Consider the following 16,616-nt stretch of genomic DNA (forward strand, 5'->3'; position numbering starts at 1 on the left):
ACAGGAAGCACGGAATTCACCTCCCTTCCCAGAGTTCGGACAGTGGGCACCGGGTCAGTTCCGTGGAGTCTCGAGGGCTTTCAGGCGGTCGAGGATGTCGGCGAGGGCGTCGACGACGGTCATGCCGTCGAGCTGTTCCCACCCGGCGAACATCCCCGCGTCACGCTGCCCGCTACCGCACAGCTGTTCCCGGATGTCCTTGACATCGGAGCCGATCGGGCCGCAGAACGTGGTGATGAAATCCTGGATCTGTCGGACTTCCGCTGCGCTCATCGGCGCGTCCTCCCTATCGATGAATGCCTGTACGTCACGGCGGAATTCGTCCATGTCGATACCGGCGGGGTCGATTTTTCCTTCGTGCGAGTACTCGCGGTGGGCCACGCAGTCTTCGGCGTCGCGGCCGATGCGGGCCAGGATGGCGGCGCAGCCGCGCTTGTAGGCATCGAGTTGGGCTGGGGTCCAGTCGGTTCCGTCGCCGCGGGAGACGGCTTCGATGCCGATCACGTGGTAGTTGGCGTTGTTGGTTGGCCAGCCGGGCCAGGAGCCGCGGCCGGCGTGCCAGCAGACGCCCGCGGCGATCACGCGGTAGGTGCCGTCGCGTTCGAGGACGAGCTGGGCCAGGGGGCCTGGCAGGTCGACGCGGCCGTTCTGGACGATGCGCCAGTCGTTGGCGCTGCCGCCCGCGGTGTGGTGGCACAGGACGCCGCGCAGGTCACGGAAGTCGCCGTGGCCGCGGTCGCGCCAGCCTTCGTGTTCGATGACGACCAGTCCGGCGGCGCGCAGCACGTCGGCCAGCCATACCGGGTCTCCGGTCCAGCTCATGGAATTCTCCTCGTTGTCACAGAAGTTCGGTGGTCCCGCCCTCGCGATGAGGGGGAAGGAGCGAGGGCGGGACCTGCGCGCGGCGAGGCGGCGGCGGCGTCTCGACCGCGAACCACCTGCGGGAGACGGGCGCTTCGCCGAGCGCGGGCATGCGGCGGGCTCTTGTCCCGCACCGTGTCGAGTGTTCTCCGGGGGCGGCCGCATGCTGTTCGGGAACGGCACCGGGGCGGGTGCCGTCAGATTTCCTCTTGGAGGGTTGCCGGGATCGTGTATTGCGCCACGGGGGGCTCCTGGCCGGGGACGTGCAGCCGCAGGAAGCCGAGCAGCTCGTCGATGTGCCGTTGCAGTGCGCGGATCAGGCGGATCGCGTCGCGGAAGCGCAGCTTGTCGTCGGCGGCTTGTTCTTCCAGTGCCACCACCCGTTCGCGCAGTTTGGCGACCTCTCTGGCCTGCCAGGCGGTGACCGCGCCGATCACGGTGGCCAGCGCGACACCGGTCGCCTGGACGAACTCAGGACTCAACCACGTCGCCACGTAGCTCACCCGCCGATCCCGTCACCGGGGTGACCGCGGGTCTGATGGCCGCTCCGGCGATCACCGGCGTCGCCAAGCCGTACAGGGTGAGCAGGGTTTCGACCCATGCCTGGTCGACTTCACGGCCGATGACGAACGCCACCACACCGGTCACGGCGACCAACACCGACCTGACCAGTGCCGGCTCCGGCACCTTGCTGATACGCATCGGGATCCTTTCCACAGGTTTCGTCAGATTCGTCCCTCGGCGACATCGCGGTTGAGGGCTTGTGCGAGCGCGCGGGCATGGCCGTTGCGGACGTAGTCGTCGGTGTGTCTGCCGTCGAACAGGTAGCCGCGGGCGTACGCGACGGCACCGGCCCATTCGCGCCAGTTCGCGGGAGACCACCAGCGTTGCAACTGCTTTCGGGTCGCGGTGTCGAGCATGCGCTGCGCCCAGCGGACCGCCGCGCTCGGACTGGCGAAGCTGAAGAACGCACTCAGGTCGGCGATGGTGCGCAAGGGGTTGCCCGCGGGCAGCGCGGTGATGGGGTCGCCCGGCGCGGCGGCCCAATACGCGGGGATGCCATCGATGTGGCGTTCGCCGACGACGCCGAAACCGCCGGGATCGGTGTCACCGAGGTAGCGGCCTGCCGGGCGGCACGGGTCGGCGATCAGGGCGCACGCCAGGACCTCGAGGCCGGGGTGCTCGCCGCGTCCGATCGCCGCGGCCACGTCACCCGCGACGGCAGCTCCCTGCGAATAGCCCGCGAGGACAACGAGATTGGGCGTTCTGTCGATGGCGGCCAGCAGTGCGCGTTTGCCTGCCGCGACGCTCTCGGTGAAGCTCATGGTGGTGCCGTAGTCGGCGGGGTAGGGCACCATGCGCGGCCGGAACATCGACGTGTTCAGTGCGTCGGTGAAAGCCGTGGTGACGCCGTCGCCGCCGGGGTTCCAGGTTCCACCCAGCACCAGCACGTCGATGGTGCGGGCGTCATGGCGTGGGCGGGCCTGGCCTTTGGGAGACCACATGGGAGTACCTCTCTCGGGTGTGACGTGGTGGTCCCGCCCCGGACGTCCGGGTCCGGGGCGGGACCGATTCGCCCCCGCGCGGCGTCGACGTCGTGCACCAGCCGCTGTGGCGGGGAGACGGGCGCGTCAGGGGCGGGCATGCGGCGAGCTCTGAACCCGCGGGTGTTCGTGTGTTCTTCGGGGGCCGACCGCATGTGTTCACAGGCCGGCGCTGGGTGCGCCGACGGAACAGCCCCCGTTTCGCTGCTGCGAAACGGGGGCTGAAAGTATTGCTGACCTGCTATTTACGATGTCTTCCCGGCGCGATCCTGCGGAGGAGTGCGCCCGAACTGGCCGTCGGCCACAGGCAGCGGTAGGGATAGGGGGAGCCCATGCCCGGCGCCCAGCCGAGCCGATCGAGCAGAGCAACCGGAATCGCGTCGAGTTCCGTGTCGGTGAGGTGCTGTAGTCGCCAACCGAGCAGGAACTCGGTCACGCCGAGAGCGGCGGCCACACCGCCGAATTCCTTGGCGAACTCCAGGGCATCACGCAGGTCGCTGAGCTCCACGAGGCGGTGCGCGACCACATCGTGCACCTGCGATTCGATCCTGCCCCGCCATACTTCACCGTCGAGAGCAGCGGCCAGTTCAGGCGAACCGTCCATCTCGATATGGGCGACCGAGTGCATGATCACCTCATTCCTGATGTGCCCCGGCAAGTCCGCTTGGACCAGCATCGCACGATCCGCGACGGACCAGTACGACGTGAAGCTCGCGGTCACCGCGAACTCCACCCGGATACGCCGCTGAAACGCGTACTCCTGAGCGTTGAACCTGCTGCTCTGCAGGGGAATACCGAGCCGTTCCAGCTCTAACGCATCAGGATCGTCATCAACATCCATAGGGGAACACAACTCTCACAACTCGCCACTGATCATGCGCTGTTGCGTCCGCACCCCGACAGTGTTGGACGCAGGTATTCAGGCCACCCGCTAGATGTGTTGCGTCACAGTGACAGATGACCGCAGCGAGTGCCAGCGATCCATCGCGGCCGCTACTACCCGAAGGTCCTCCAAGCAGATATCCGCCATGTCGAGGTGACCGGCATGAAAACGCACCGCCGACGTCGCCACAAGGCCTCGGGTGGATTCGTTCCCGTCGCGGCTCGACTCGTCGGTCGGGTTGCTTGGGTCGTCGGAGTCGTACGATCCGAAATCACCTGACACGAAAACCTCACCCAACAGCAGAAAGCGCGACTCTCGGACGAGAGCGCCCAACCACTCTACCGAGGGCATCTACCCCCGGCTCTACCAGGACCCTCCGGAGCGACGCCTGAGTGGGAAGTCGAAGTCCCGTGTGTGCCACTGATTTTGGGCACAAGAATTCCCGCTGCCACTATCTTGCAACAGCTTTCGCCGCATGTCAACCATTGCGGCGAACTTTCACAAACCCGCAGGTCGAAGCGCTTGGGCGAGGTGCGACTGCAGGGCATAGGGGGCGAAACAAGGCTTGGCGTAAGGGCTTTCGAGTCGGGTTCGGCCGCCGAAACGGCGGTGGGGGCGCCGGCCGCATCGGCCGACGCCCCCACCGGGACCGCGAGAATCTCTAAGCTTCTTTGACGCGCTGGCGCGATGGTAGGGCGCGGTGCGCATCGAGCACCTCGCCGACGACGAACAACTCGGGCCAGTCGGGCGACCACGGGCCTGGCACCGGACGGACCAGGCCGGCCTCACGCAAGGTGCGCAGTCGCCTGGCGTTGAGATTGAGATAGCCCTCCCCCAGCTTCACCGCCAGTTTGGCGATGCCGGACGCGTTGAGCCGGACCGCCCTGGCCCGAACTACCAGATCGGCATCGGCGGCGAACACGTCGACCGGCGGACACACCACCGCGATCGCCGTCTCGATCGCGGCCGCGATGTCGGCGGGCGCCGCATCGACACCCTCGGTCATGGCGAAGGCGACGATATTGCGTTGCAACCATTCGGCCATGCCCGCGATGCTCGCCGCACCGTCATAGGCGTACGCGCGCTGCTCGCAGACCACTCGAACCCACGACACCAGGACAACGCGCAGGTGATCCTCGGCCTGGGCTGCGGCCGTATTGAACGGAAGCCGCCGCTCCCCCGCTCCGTTGCGGGTGCGGTAGTCGACCGCGCCGAACCGGGTCTGCCGTGTTCGAGCGTCTTCCAGGTCTTCGGCGAGGTCGGGGATATCGCCGAGCATTCGCGCCAGCTCCCACGCGGCGTCGCGATCCAGGTACAGGTGGGTGTCATCGGGCCACCTGTCCAACGGGGTGACGCCGCACGAATCCTCCCGCGTGCGGTTCGACGCCGTTGGGGCATCGCTCGTGACCATGTACATGCTCCTTCAGTCGATGGCAGGCCGTTGCCTCATCACGCCCACTCCCAGGGCGCCGGCAGCGTCGACTGGATCCTCTGGCGAGTCCCCCAAATCAACACTGATTGTATGCAACGTTGTTGGAGCGCACATGTCAAGCCGAGGCCGCTCCGGCGGCGTTCCGATTATGTTTCCGCACAGTTTTGGCGCTCCGCCACCGTCAGGACTCACCGCCATGGCCACCCACCCCCAGCTGCGAGTCACCCATTCTGCTACATACACTTAAGGCTTCGGTGCAAACAATCTGCTAGCCTGACTACATGGTGAGACAACGGAGCGCGGTGGTCCCGCCCGAGGTCAGCGCCACCCTGCGGCTTGCTCGCAAGGAGCGCGAGATGTCGATGGACCGTGCCGCCAAAGCAGCACAGATCAGTACCAGCCTGTGGACGCAGGTGGAGAACGGGACTCAGTACAAGCGCGGAGAGAAGGTGCGGGCCAGCACCACGGCGGAAACGCTGCAGGCCATGGCGGCGGCGGTGGGGCTCGATGCCGAGCCGCTGCTGCGGCAGGCCGGGCTGGAGCCGGTGGAAGTGAACCGCGCGGCGACGCAGGCGCAGAGCGGGATCGTCGACCTCTCCGGACTGTCGGAGGGTGATCTGCAGATGGTCGCGGCCTACGTCAACGGGATTCGGGCAGCTCGGCGCGGTTGAGGCCGACCGGAAACGACGAATGCCCTGCCTGGTGGCAGGGCATTCGTCGAGAGAACGGAATTCTCAGCTGGTGGCGTCGGCCGGATCCTCGGCGGCGGCCGAACCGGTGACCAGCGCCTCGAGAGCGGCGGCCAGACCTTCGGCCGAACCGGTGTCAGCACCACCCTCCTCCGGCTCCGGATCCACCTCGGCAACCGTGGTCGCACCGGCATCAGCGTCACCATCACCCGGATCAGCGGCACCAGCCGAACCCGTCACCAGCGCCTCCAGCGCAGCGGCCAGACCCTCGGCCGAACCGGTGTCAGCACCACCCTCCTCCGGCTCCGGATCCATCTCGTTGATGGCGATGGCCGGCGCCGGGACGGGCGCCGCGGTGGCGATGCCCGCGCCGAACATGGCCATTCCGGCCGCGATGACAATACCGAATCCGACGGTCCGGATCTTCTTCATGAAGTAATTCCCCTTGCTGGAAAGCATGATCGCTGACGTATTCGTCGAGCCGCATCCGTTCTAACACGCAGGGCGTTTCCCGCCCTAGCCCGATGTTTTCGGGGCATTCGCGATGCGGTAGCTGTGAAGTTGCCCGACAAATCGGTGTGAACTCCTCGCACCGAGGGTTTCACATCGATTCATCATCGAGCAGCGTGATTCGGCCTCTCCGGCGGGGCTGTCGTCGAGGTATTTTCGCTGGACGAGCGCCCAGCACGGCAAGAACGCCCGTCTCGCCCTCCGTCATGCCATGGACATAGAGCCGCATACTGTCCGTTAACTATGGCGATACTCAGCTAACGCCTGGTTGAAAACATGAGACACATCACTGTAACGCGACAATTCCATCGGACGATTACCTCACATGCATCTGGAACATGTATGACTCAAATTGTTCGATGATGTTGCGGAGCACGGTACTTCATTACGCGGGTAGTGAACTACCCCAGCGTAGCGGGCGCAGTGCGGATCGCATCCGGCTATCGACATCCGCAGATCACGATCGAGCCGCGCCACAATGCGACAGGGCCGCACATCCGGCGGATGTGCGGCCCTGTTCCGAAACGGCTCAGCGCAAGGTGGCGGTGAGGTGGGGGTAGCCCTTCTTGGGGTGCAGCATGGCGAGATCCCAACCGGTGCCCTGGTGGTCGGCATAGATATTGACCGCGGACGGGAGGAAGACCGGCTTGCCGAATTTCACCGTGTAGGTGGTTTTCTCGGGAATGCGGCCCTCGATGGTGGCGAGGATATTGGCCGCCGACCACATGCCGTGGGCGATGGTCTTCGGGAAGCCCATCGCCTTGGCGCCGAGACCGGAGACGTGGATGGGGTTGTGGTCGCCGGAGGCGGCGGCGTAGCGGTTGATCGTCTTCTGATCCACACGCTGCACGCGCAGCGGCGGCGGGGGGACCTCATCCGGCGGGGGTGCCGACTTCGGGCCGCCCGACAGCGAGGTGCGCTGCTGGTGCAGGAAAGTGGTGACCTGACGCCACACCAGTTCCCGACCGACGTGGATCTCCGTGATCGCGTCCACCAGCAGGCCTTTCGGATGCTCGCGGAGATTCTCGATATGCGCGGTGAAATCGAGCGGCTCGGCGACCGAGATTTCCCTGGTGCGTTCGATGATGTTCTCGAAATGCACCGCGCCGACCGCGCTGAACGGGAAGTCCCTGGCCACCACCAGCTGCATCATCAGCGGGAAGCTGAGGATGAACGGGTAGGTGAGCGGCAGGGTGTCGCTGAACCGCAGGCCGGTGGCGTGGCAGTACGCGGCCAGATGATCGGGGTCGACCTGGAATCCGTCCAGGACCACCCGACGGTCGGGCAGGGTGGGCTTGCGGCTCGACAGCGGGCCGGGCAGCGGGATGGCGCCCAGCGCCGCCTTCGCGTACAGGCCGCCGTTCTTGGGAACCTCGGTGAGGGTGATCGTCTGGCTCATCAGGCGCCGATCAGGCTCTGCCCGCAGACGCGAACCACGTTGCCGCTCACTGCGTTCGACGCCGGGCTGGCGAAGTAGGCGATGGCCTCGGCGACGTCGACGGTCTGGCCGCCCTGCAGCAGCGAGCTCATCAGGCGGCCCGCCTCACGGGTGCCCATGGGGATGGCGGCGGTCATCGCGGTCTCGATGAAGCCGGGGGCCACCGCGTTGATGGTGACACCCTTCTCGGCCAGCAGCGGGGCCTCCGCGTCGACCATGCCGATGACGCCGGCCTTGGACGCGCCGTAGTTGGTCTGGCCGCGGTTGCCCGCGATGCCGGCGATGGAGGACACGTCGATCACGCGGCCGCCCTCCTTCAGCACGCCCTTCGCGACCAGAGCCGAGGTGATGCGGTGCGGGGCAGCGAGATTGACGTTGATGACCGAGTTCCAGCGACCCTCGTCCATATTGGCGAGCAGCTTGTCGCGGGTGATGCCTGCGTTGTGCACGACGATGTCGATGCCGCCGAAACGTTCGGTGGCGAACTCGGCGAGGCGCTCGGCGGCGTCGGGGGCGGTGACATCGAGGGCCAGGGCGGTGCCGCCGATCTTGTTCGCGGTCTCGGACAGTGCCTCGCCCGCGGCGGGGATGTCGGCGACGATCACGGTGGCGCCGTCGCGGGCGAAGACCTCGGCGATGGTGGCGCCGATGCCGCGGGCGGCACCGGTGACCACGGCGACCTTGCCGTCCAGCGGCTTGTCCCAGCTGGCCGGGGCGACCGAATCGGCCTTACCGACGCGGATCACCTGACCGTCGACGAACGCCGACTTACCGGAGAGCAGGAAGCGCAGGGTGGACTCCAGGCCGGTCGCCGCGGCGCCCGCCTCGGGGTGCACATAGACGAGCTGGGCGGTCGCGCCGCGCAGCAGCTCCTTGGCGACCGAACGGCTGAAGCCCTCCAACGCGCGCTGGGCGATCTGCTCGTCTACCGAGCCGACCAGCTCGGGGGTGCTGCCGAGCACGACGACACGCCCCGAAGGTGCGAGACTACGCATCGCGGGCTGGAAGAATTCGAACAGCTGGGACAGCTTGTCGATGGAGTCGATGCCGGTGGCGTCGAAGACCAGGGCGCCGTACTTGGTGCCGGAATCGAGCGAGTCCGCGACGGTGTAGTCGGAGAGCAGCGCGCGCACCGGCTCGGCGAGGCGGCCCTTGCCGCCAAGCAGGACCGGGCCGGGCAGGGCGGGCTCGCCCGCCTTGTAGCGGCGCAGCTCCGCCGGCTGGGGCAGGCCCAGCTTGCTCGCGAGGAACGCGCCGGGGGCGGAGTGGATGAAGGATCCGTAGAGGTTGGGTGCACCCTTGCTCTTGGCTGCCACTGTTCCTACCTTCTCTGTTTCGACTGGATGCCGGTGGTCGTCACCCAGTGTTTCGCACGGTCGGCGCGGCGCCCTGCGGGACAGGGCCGCGAGTCCGCGTGAAGCACATTTTGCGGGTACGGTGTCGACAACGAACTTACTCCAGAGTAAGTTTAATGTAAACCGATCCGATATGGCGCCGGTACCGCAGGGGAACCAGAGCACCGGCGCATCCGGAACCGACGAGACCATGGAGACTCGAGTGACAAGCAAAGCCCGTTCGGCGAAGCCGGCTGCCAAGGCCACCCCGACCGGAAAGTCCGCGCGTCCGGTCGCGATCGTGGGCGGAAACCGTATCCCGTTCGCTCGCTCCGACAAGGCCTACGCCAAGGCCTCCAACCAGGATATGTTCACCGCCACGCTGGACGGACTGGTCAGCCGGTTCGGCCTGCAGGGCGAGCGCCTCGGCATGGTCGTCGGCGGCGCGGTGCTCAAGAAGGTCGGCGAGCACAGCCTGATCCGCGAGAGCGTGCTCGGCTCCAAGCTCTCGCCCTACACCCCCGCCCACGACCTGCAGCTCGCCTGCGGCACCGGCCTGCAGTCGGTGGTCACCGTCGGCGACGCGATCGCCATGGGCCGCATCGACTCGGGCATCGGCGGCGGCGCCGACACCACCTCCGACGCGCCGATCGGCGTCAGCGAGGACATGCGGGAGTGGATGCTCACCGCCAACCGCGCCAAGACCAACAAGGACCGGCTCAAGCTGGTCGGCCAGCTGCGGCCCTCGATGCTCGGCATCGAGATCCCGCGCAACGCCGAGCCGCGCACCGGCCTGTCGATGGGTGAGCACGCCGCCATCACCGCCAAGGAGTTCGGCATCGCGCGCGAGGCGCAGGACGAGCTGGCCTACCTCTCGCACAAGAACATGGCCGCCGCCTACGACCGTGGCTTCTTCGACGACCTGATCACCCCGTTCCTCGGCCTGACCCGCGACGACAACCTGCGTCCCGGCTCCACGGTGGAGAAGCTGGCCACGCTGAAGCCGGTGTTCGGCACCAAGCTGGGCGAGGCCACCATGACCGCGGGCAACTCCACCCCGCTCACCGACGGCGCGTCGGCGGTGCTGCTGTCCAGCGACGAGTGGGCCGCGCAGCGCAACCTGCCGGTGCTGGCGCACCTGGTGGACTCCGAGGTCGCCTCGGTCGACTACATCCACGGCCCCGACGGCCTGCTGATGGCGCCCACCTACGCGGTGCCGCGCATGCTGGCCCGCAACGGCCTGACCCTGCAGGACTTCGACTACTACGAGATCCACGAGGCCTTCGCCTCCGTGGTGCTGGCCACCCTGGCCGCGTGGGAGTCCGACGCGTACTGCAAGGAGCGCCTCGGCCTCGACGGCGCGCTCGGCTCGATCGACCGCAGCAAGCTCAACGTCAACGGCTCCTCCCTCGCCGCGGGCCACCCGTTCGCCGCCACCGGCGGCCGCATCGTCGCCTCCACCGCGAAGATGCTGGCGGAGAAGGGTTCCGGGCGTGCGCTGATCTCCATCTGCGCGGCGGGTGGACAGGGCGTGGTCGCCATCATCGAACGGTAGTCGACACCGATCCGTGCCGACGGCGGGTGCTCTGGCGATCGCTGGAGACCACCCGCCGTCATCGTTCTCAGCGGGATTCGAACGACTGTTCCAGTTCAGCGCGACGCAACCGCAATTCGCGCACTGTCCGGTTCTTCGGTGAACCTGTGAATGGAAGATTCTCGAAATCAACTGCGGTAGCAGCACGTAGAGCCAACCGCTGCGCCGAGACTGCGGCTTTGCGGGGCAGTCCGATCTCCCCCGCGAAGTCCAGCCAATGCCTCACCCTCAGGTTCTTCGTTCGCCCTGCGATCGGCAGTGCCATCGATTCGTCGCCATAGATCAGCGTGCAGGGTATGTCGTACATCGGTGCGATCACCCAGCGCCCGGCGCTGTTTCGCAGCACGCCAACGTTCTTTCCGTGTAGATCGCCGTTACCTGTCAGCCAGGCAAAGAGAAACTGCAGGTAGAGGTTTCGGACAGCGACCAGTGGTGCTCCAGCCAGCCCCGACAGGGCTGCAACAGCTTCAACAGCATCAATGTTGTATTTGGCTGACGGCGGCAATCCGAGAACCTGCGTAGCGTCCTCGAATGCTAGTCGCTGCCACACACCATTCTCGTAGGCGCGATCGAATCGGTGGACAAGGAGACCGGGTAGGCCAACCCGGTCATGCACGAGATCCGCCTTCGCGATCGGGAGCTTCATCACCCGCGCGGCAGTCAAATGTGCCGCCTCGTTCTCGATCAGGTAGGGATAGCTCGCCTGCGACAACTTCAGGATGAATCGACCGAATCCAGCTGCAAGTGGCGTGCTGATCATCGAAGCACTCGCCTTGTTCTGCACTCCGGGAATCGCCTGCCGGTCGACATCGTCGACCAGCTGGTTGAAATCCAAGTCCTCGGCCGATGCGCAATTTACCAGCGCGGGAACATCAGCTAGCTCTTCACCTGCCGGAATGACCTGAACATCGCCCGGCACGTCCGATCCGACGGCGAGCAGCAGACTGAGTTCGTCGTCAGCGCTGGTTTTCACCGCCCGGCGCAGAACCGTCAGGCGGTGCCCCTCTGGGAGCAGACCCGCGAAGAATGGCGGTAGCGAGCCCGATCCACTCCTGACCGCCGCCATACCGATCGGGAGAGTGGATGCCACTGGCTCTCCTGCATAACCAGGTCGATACGCGAACTCGGTCCCCCCGGTGCTTGTTCGATTGATCGAGGCCGCGAGGTGGCCCGCCTTGTAGACATCGGCACCACCGACGCGACGCAACGATTCGAGGTCCGTCATCGTGCCACCTGCAGCGTCAGTCCCACCGCACGAGCAACGGCAGCTACCGTCCCGATGCCGGTCGAGCCCGTACCGTGCTCGATGTCGCGTATGGTCCGCGTGGAGGTGTCGGCGATCTCCGCGAGCTGTTCCTGCGTCAGCTCGAGGCTGCGACGCTCAGCACGAATGCGGGCGCCGATTTCGCTCAATACCTCCACCAGACCTCCCATTATCGGCAGAATCCTGCCGAACCATCCCCTAGACCCATGAAGGCTACGTCAGGATCTGCGATTCGGCAATATTCTGCCGATGAATGTCTCCGAAGTTGGAGGAGCAGAAGCCTCAACGCCAGTTCGGCAGAATCCTGCCGAACGCAATGACGGCGGAGTTCTGCTGCAGCCGACACCGAGGCTGGTCGCCATCATCGATGACCCACGCCGAGCTGGGGATGGGCGGCACACAGGGCCAACCGCTGCGCCAGACTGCGGCTTGACGAGGGCGCTCCGATCTATGATTGCGCTGTGGGCCGGGGACAGCGGGGAGTCGGGTGGCTCTATCGGGGTGGGTACGGCGATGTGCTTGCTGGGGCGTCGTTCGTGGCGCTCGGGGTTGGGGTAGTGTTCGTCGTGGTCGGGTTTCTGGTGGGGGATTCGATCTTCGCGCGGGTGAGTTCGTTGCTCATTCCGTGCGGGCTCGTCGGGGTGGCCCACTACTACGCGGACAAGGCTGAAGGCTCGCCGGTGGTGTGGCGGCAGGCCGGGGAACCCGGGACGGTGGTGTTGCGGCATCGGCCGTACCGTGCGCTGCCGATGACGGTCGGGTTGGGGAGCTTCGGTGGGGTTATCACGCTGTTCGGTGCGCAGCAGGGTGCTTGGTATCCGTCTTTCACGGTGCTGTGCTCTGCGCGATCGTGTTGATACTGACCGTGTTGGCGGTCGCGGCACGCCGGTCGGCCTACCTTGTGCTTTCGCCGGCAGCGCTGCGCCAGCGGAACTTCCTGCGCGACCGCGAATTCGACTGGCACATGATCTCGGATATCAGCGCCGCGGAGGAGGATCACGGCGATGTCATCACGATTACCTGCGACCGATCCGGTGTGCGTCAGTACCGCCGGGTCAAGTTCTCCGGGTGGCGGCGCGACACTGGCAGACCCGATGGCACGTTGAAACTTCCGGCCCTCAGCCTGGGGGTGGAATCGGTGGGCCTGTACGAGGCATTGATTTGCCTGCAGCGAGATCCAGCTCTCCGCGAGCGGCTATCGCCCGAACTGATGACCGAATTGTTGATCGACGGATTCGAGTCACCGGTTCTGGTCTCGCGCTCGGACGGCTGAAGGGGTGACTTCGGATCTCGAAGCCACCCCGCTTCGTGATCGTCAGCGGCACATCGGCATCGGGTGTGGCTCCGGGGAGGCCCAAGGGCCGCAGACGATGAGCTTCAGGAAGCCGAGCGGGAGGTCTACAAGGGCGGAACCCGTTCCTGCGGAACCTGTTTCGGCGATGACGTCGGCGGTGTTGGTCGGGGCGGCGACGGCGGGGGATGCGCCTGCGGCCAGGCCGGCGACGGCAGCGGAGGCAATGAGGATTCGGGCGAGACGACGGTGCATGGGGTGCCTTTCGTTAGCACTTTGCGAAGCTAACAATCACATCGGGCGCCTCAGATGTGGTGTTACGACTGTTTCGGATTCGCGGTGCCCCCAATTCCTTTGTCATCCAATCTTTTAGCTCGCGCCTATCGCCTCGGCGAGCAGCGGCCACGACTGGTGGAGATCCTCCTCCCAGTAGTCCCAGGTGTGGGTGCCCGCGGGGCGGAAGACGGTGTGGGCGGGGATGCGCAATTCCTGTAGGCGGGCCGCCAGGCGCTGGGTGCAGATATTGGCGGCGGCTTCGATGACGCCGCCGAGCAGGATCTGGTCGGTCATGCCGATGACCTTGCCGGGGGTCGCGCCGGCCGGAATGGCCTCGGCGGGCCCCGGGAGGCCGGTGGCGCTGGAAAGGTAGATCGCCTTGCCGCGCAGGCGTTCGGCGTTGCGATACGGGTCGTTGAGCCGCCAGGCGGGGGCGCCGGGGTCGCCCCACATATTCACGGGGTCGGCGCCGGCGCGGGCCAGCACCAGTTCGACGGCGGTGCGGCCGAGTGGATCGTCGACCGAGGCGCAGCCGCTGTAGGCGCCGACGGCGCGGTAGCGGTCGGGGGCCGCGATCGCGAGGTTGAGCACGGCAGTGGCCGCCATCGACAGTCCCGCAATGGCGTTGACGCCGGTGGTGTTGAGGGTGTCGTCGATGATCGGGGGCAGCTCCTCGGTGAGGAAGGTCTGCCACTTGTTGCGGCCGAGTTTCGGATCGTCGCGCAGCCAGTCGGTGTAGTACGAGAACTTGCCTGCCGCCGGGGTGATCACGTTGACGTTCTTGTCGGCGAAGAACTGGACGATGTCGGTCTGGTTGTACCAGTTCGCCACGTCCTCGCCACCGCCCGCGCCGTTGAGCAGGTACAGGGTGGGTCGCGGAGCGCTGGTGTCGTGCGGCGTGATCACTTGGAGCGGGATCACCCGGTCCATGGCCGCCGAGTAGACATGCAGTATCTGCTGCCGCTGCCCGGGGCGTTCGATCCGGTCGAGCCGCGAGCCGTCGGCACCCGCCGCGCCGGGCGCGGTCACCGACATGAGCAGGGCCAGCAGGGACGCCGCGACGGCCCGCACAGTGAACATCACGACGTTTCCTTCAGCGAGTCGGCAACCGGAAGCGGCTGCGGAGAAAAGACTTTCGAGAATCCAGACCGCCGGGACGGCAGCGCGAGACCGTCCCGGCGACCAGATGCTGGGCGATCAGCTACCGATCAGATTGCCCAGCACGTCGGTGAGGATGTCGGTGACCGAACCGGTGGAGCTGAGCTGCCCGTCGGAGGAGCCGAGGCCGTTGTCGCCGAGGCTGCCGAGCAGGGACTCACCCGCGTTGGCGCCGCGTGCGGTGAAACAGGCGGTGAGACCGGGCATCTCGTTGCTGACGCCGACCGTGCCGGCGACGCCGACGCCACCGCTGGTGACCTGCTGGCCGACGGAGAGGTTGCTCGGCACCGGGTAGGTGATGGTCAGGGTGACCGGGTTGCCGGAGTTGACGAACCAGCCGGTGCTGGTGACCTTCCAGCCGCCCGCGTTCGGCTCGGGCGTGACCTCTTCGGTGACCTGGCCGCCGACCGCGTGGTATGCGGTGATGGTGGTCTTGGTGGGGGCCCCGAAACCGACGGGCGGGAAGTCGGTGATGGTGTTGACGTACGGGTTGCCGATGCCGGTGGTGCCGACGACGACCTTGTAGGTCACCGAGGTGCCTACGCCGATCTGTTCGGCGCTGGCGGTCTTGTCGTAGACGTGGGTGACACCCCACGTGCTGGCATCCTTCTTCTCGGCGTGACTGCTCACCGCGCAGGTGGGCGCGGCGGTGGCGACGCCGGTGCCGAGCCCGACACCGACTCCGGCGACGACCAGAGCGGTGGTGGCGACGCCTGCGGCGATACGCGAAGTCCGGAACATTTTTCCTCCAATGTCACGGCCGGTCCGGCCGGGACGAGTCCTCATCAAGCGATCTACCCCCTCTGACCTCGAAGGTATCCGGCGGACTGGACAGTTGTCCTGGAAAACAAGAACATGTTCTCATCTATGTGGAACATTCACGTTTTACTCTCCGGCGCGGGTCGTCCGGCGTAAGATCTGAGAGTTTTCGGTGCGGTCCGATCGCCCCGAAAGTCAGCGAATCGGCCTCCCCCTGAACAGCGGAAGGCCGATTCGGTCCGTCAATCCACCTTTACGGCTAGTTCCCCGGCAGCTCGTTGTGCCCGCCGAACGCCTTGCGCATCGCCGAGAGCATCTTGTCGGCATAGAGCGCCTCGCCCCGTGAGGAGAAGCGCTGGAACAACGCCGCCGAGAGCACCGGGACCGGCACCGCGGTATCGATCGCGGCGTCGATGGTCCAGCGACCCTCGCCGGAATCGGAGACCCGGCCGCTGTAACTGTCCAGATTCGGGTCGGCGTAGAGCGCGCCCGCGGTGAGATCGAGCAGCCAGGAGGCCACGACCGAGCCGCGGCGCCACACCTCGGTGATGTCGGGCAGGTTCAGGTCGTACTGGTAGTACTCGGGGTGCTCCAGCGGGGTTTCCTCGGCGGAGTGCTCGCCGCCGTCGTGCCCGGCGCCCATATCGGCGTGCTCGAGGATGTTGAGCCCCTCGGCGTAGGCCGCCATGGCGCCGTACTCGATGCCGTTGTGCACCATCTTCACGAAGTGGCCCGCGCCGGCGGGGCCACAGTGCAGCCAACCCTGCTCGGCTGGGGACGGCTCGCCGGTGCGGCCAGGCGTGCGCGGCGCCGCGTCGACACCCGGCGCGATCGACTTGAACAGCGGTTCGAGGTACTTCACCTGCTCGGCCGCACCGCCGATCATCAGGCAGAAGCCGCGCTCGAGGCCGAACACGCCGCCCGAGGTGCCCACATCCAGGTAGTGGATACCCTTGGGCGCCAATGCCTTCGACCGCTTGATGTCCTCGTGGTAGCGGCTGTTGCCGCCGTCGATGACGATGTCGCCCGGCTCGAGCAGCTCGGCGAGTTCGTCGATGACGGCGCCGGTCGCCCCGGCCGGGATCATCACCCAGACCACGCGGGGCGCGTCGAGCATGCCGAGGAATTCCTTCAGGTCGGTGCTGCCGGTGAAGCTGTCACCGAGCTCGGCCGACAGCTCGTCGATGTGGCCCTGATGGCGTTCGTGACCGACAGCGGTGTTCCCGTCCCGCACGATGCGGCGCACGATATTGGCGCCCATCCGGCCCAGGCCGATCATTCCCAGCTGCATCAGTTCTCCCTCGTTGTCCGGTGCCTGGTGTCGAGTCTCACCTCCGATTGTCCCGGTTGGCTGGACCGGCGCGCTCGGCAGCGTCACCTGGGCGCGGAAAATAATCTGCGGACAGGGTGTAACACCCCGGTAGGAGGGGCGATAAACAGGTTGGCTCCGTGTAGTTGCCAGACCCCCGACCCGGCAACTACGCGGAGCCTTCCTGCTGTCCACCCACTCCTCGCCGGGCTGCCGGGACCGACCGACCCCGCTACCCTTGGCCGGGGGCCCGCGAATATCCGGGGCCAGGCGC

The 16,616-nt window shown here is 66.5% G+C and carries 18 protein-coding genes; 4 read left to right on the forward strand and 14 right to left on the reverse strand.

The genetic code is table 11. The features are described 5' to 3' along the window. Window positions 1–54 precede the first annotated feature (54 nt). The 6 genes from ACFOW8_RS02070 to ACFOW8_RS02095 form a co-directional block, all read right to left on the reverse strand. Window positions 55–822 (reverse strand): peptidoglycan recognition protein family protein, encoded by a 768-nt coding sequence (locus tag ACFOW8_RS02070; RefSeq protein ID WP_378544556.1) that lies wholly within the window; start codon window positions 820–822, stop codon window positions 55–57. A gap of 236 nt (window positions 823–1,058) precedes the next feature. After that, window positions 1,059–1,364: a hypothetical protein gene (locus tag ACFOW8_RS02075; RefSeq protein WP_378544559.1), complete on the reverse strand. Its 306-nt coding sequence runs from the start codon at window positions 1,362–1,364 to the stop codon at window positions 1,059–1,061. Further along, window positions 1,333–1,563: a hypothetical protein gene (locus ACFOW8_RS02080; RefSeq protein WP_378544562.1), complete on the reverse strand. Its 231-nt coding sequence runs from the start codon at window positions 1,561–1,563 to the stop codon at window positions 1,333–1,335. Before ACFOW8_RS02080 ends, ACFOW8_RS02075 begins: the two co-directional genes overlap by 32 nt. Before the next feature lie 23 nt (window positions 1,564–1,586). Next, the gene (locus ACFOW8_RS02085; protein WP_378544565.1) at window positions 1,587–2,366 is read right to left on the reverse strand and encodes a PE-PPE domain-containing protein; all 780 of its coding nucleotides are present in this window, start codon (window positions 2,364–2,366) and stop codon (window positions 1,587–1,589) included. A 280-nt stretch (window positions 2,367–2,646) separates the two neighbouring features. Next, the gene (locus tag ACFOW8_RS02090) at window positions 2,647–3,246 is read right to left on the reverse strand and encodes a hypothetical protein (protein WP_378544568.1); all 600 of its coding nucleotides are present in this window, start codon (window positions 3,244–3,246) and stop codon (window positions 2,647–2,649) included. Between the two features lie 703 nt (window positions 3,247–3,949). Further along, the gene (locus ACFOW8_RS02095) at window positions 3,950–4,699 is read right to left on the reverse strand and encodes a hypothetical protein (protein WP_378544571.1); all 750 of its coding nucleotides are present in this window, start codon (window positions 4,697–4,699) and stop codon (window positions 3,950–3,952) included. 302 nt (window positions 4,700–5,001) lie between these two features. On the opposite strand from ACFOW8_RS02095, the gene ACFOW8_RS02100 reads away from it, so the two are divergent. Continuing rightward, window positions 5,002–5,391, forward strand: coding sequence for a helix-turn-helix domain-containing protein (locus ACFOW8_RS02100; protein ID WP_378544574.1), 390 nt, complete (start codon window positions 5,002–5,004; stop codon window positions 5,389–5,391). Between the two features lie 63 nt (window positions 5,392–5,454). On the opposite strand, the gene ACFOW8_RS02105 is transcribed toward ACFOW8_RS02100, so the two are convergent. The 3 genes from ACFOW8_RS02105 to ACFOW8_RS02115 all read right to left on the reverse strand — a co-directional run bounded on the left by ACFOW8_RS02105 (window position 5,455) and on the right by ACFOW8_RS02115 (window position 8,673). Then, complete coding sequence (locus ACFOW8_RS02105) at window positions 5,455–5,841, reverse strand: hypothetical protein (RefSeq protein WP_378544577.1); 387 nt, start codon at window positions 5,839–5,841, stop codon at window positions 5,455–5,457. Between the two features lie 607 nt (window positions 5,842–6,448). After that, complete coding sequence (locus ACFOW8_RS02110) at window positions 6,449–7,318, reverse strand: MaoC family dehydratase (protein WP_378544580.1); 870 nt, start codon at window positions 7,316–7,318, stop codon at window positions 6,449–6,451. Beyond that, complete coding sequence (locus ACFOW8_RS02115) at window positions 7,318–8,673, reverse strand: 3-oxoacyl-ACP reductase (RefSeq protein WP_378544583.1); 1,356 nt, start codon at window positions 8,671–8,673, stop codon at window positions 7,318–7,320. Before ACFOW8_RS02115 ends, ACFOW8_RS02110 begins: the two co-directional genes overlap by 1 nt. A 241-nt stretch (window positions 8,674–8,914) precedes the next feature. On the opposite strand from ACFOW8_RS02115, the gene ACFOW8_RS02120 reads away from it, so the two are divergent. Beyond that, the gene (locus tag ACFOW8_RS02120) at window positions 8,915–10,246 is read left to right on the forward strand and encodes an acetyl-CoA C-acetyltransferase (RefSeq protein ID WP_378544586.1); all 1,332 of its coding nucleotides are present in this window, start codon (window positions 8,915–8,917) and stop codon (window positions 10,244–10,246) included. Between the two features lie 67 nt (window positions 10,247–10,313). On the opposite strand, the gene ACFOW8_RS02125 is transcribed toward ACFOW8_RS02120, so the two are convergent. Both ACFOW8_RS02125 and ACFOW8_RS02130 read right to left on the reverse strand, forming a co-directional pair. After that, window positions 10,314–11,510: a type II toxin-antitoxin system HipA family toxin gene (locus ACFOW8_RS02125; protein WP_378544589.1), complete on the reverse strand. Its 1,197-nt coding sequence runs from the start codon at window positions 11,508–11,510 to the stop codon at window positions 10,314–10,316. Beyond that, entirely contained in the window at window positions 11,507–11,707 is a 201-nt protein-coding gene (locus tag ACFOW8_RS02130) for a helix-turn-helix domain-containing protein (RefSeq protein ID WP_378544592.1), read from the reverse strand. The genes ACFOW8_RS02125 and ACFOW8_RS02130 overlap by 4 nt, the downstream gene beginning before the upstream one ends. 399 nt (window positions 11,708–12,106) lie before the next feature. Here ACFOW8_RS02130 and ACFOW8_RS02135 point away from each other — a divergent pair, with 399 nt between their 5' ends. Both ACFOW8_RS02135 and ACFOW8_RS02140 read left to right on the forward strand, forming a co-directional pair. Next, window positions 12,107–12,406 (forward strand): hypothetical protein, encoded by a 300-nt coding sequence (locus ACFOW8_RS02135; RefSeq protein WP_378544595.1) that lies wholly within the window; start codon window positions 12,107–12,109, stop codon window positions 12,404–12,406. Further along, window positions 12,400–12,822, forward strand: coding sequence for a hypothetical protein (locus ACFOW8_RS02140; RefSeq protein WP_378544598.1), 423 nt, complete (start codon window positions 12,400–12,402; stop codon window positions 12,820–12,822). Before ACFOW8_RS02135 ends, ACFOW8_RS02140 begins: the two co-directional genes overlap by 7 nt. Window positions 12,823–13,209: 387 nt before the next feature. Here the strand turns inward: ACFOW8_RS02140 and ACFOW8_RS02145 are convergent, their stop codons facing one another. The 3 genes from ACFOW8_RS02145 to gnd all read right to left on the reverse strand — a co-directional run bounded on the left by ACFOW8_RS02145 (window position 13,210) and on the right by gnd (window position 16,324). Beyond that, window positions 13,210–14,196: an alpha/beta hydrolase gene (locus ACFOW8_RS02145; RefSeq protein WP_378544601.1), complete on the reverse strand. Its 987-nt coding sequence runs from the start codon at window positions 14,194–14,196 to the stop codon at window positions 13,210–13,212. A 117-nt stretch (window positions 14,197–14,313) separates the two neighbouring features. Then, a complete protein-coding gene (locus ACFOW8_RS02150; protein ID WP_378544604.1) occupies window positions 14,314–15,015 on the reverse strand; it encodes a hypothetical protein in 702 nt (233 codons plus the stop codon). A 277-nt stretch (window positions 15,016–15,292) separates the two neighbouring features. Next, window positions 15,293–16,324: a phosphogluconate dehydrogenase (NAD(+)-dependent, decarboxylating) gene (gene gnd, locus ACFOW8_RS02155; RefSeq protein ID WP_378544607.1), complete on the reverse strand. Its 1,032-nt coding sequence runs from the start codon at window positions 16,322–16,324 to the stop codon at window positions 15,293–15,295. Window positions 16,325–16,616: the final 292 nt, after the last annotated feature.

The sequence above is a fragment of the Nocardia rhizosphaerae genome, assembly GCF_042650365.1.
GTDB classification, from domain to species: domain Bacteria; phylum Actinomycetota; class Actinomycetes; order Mycobacteriales; family Mycobacteriaceae; genus Nocardia; species Nocardia rhizosphaerae.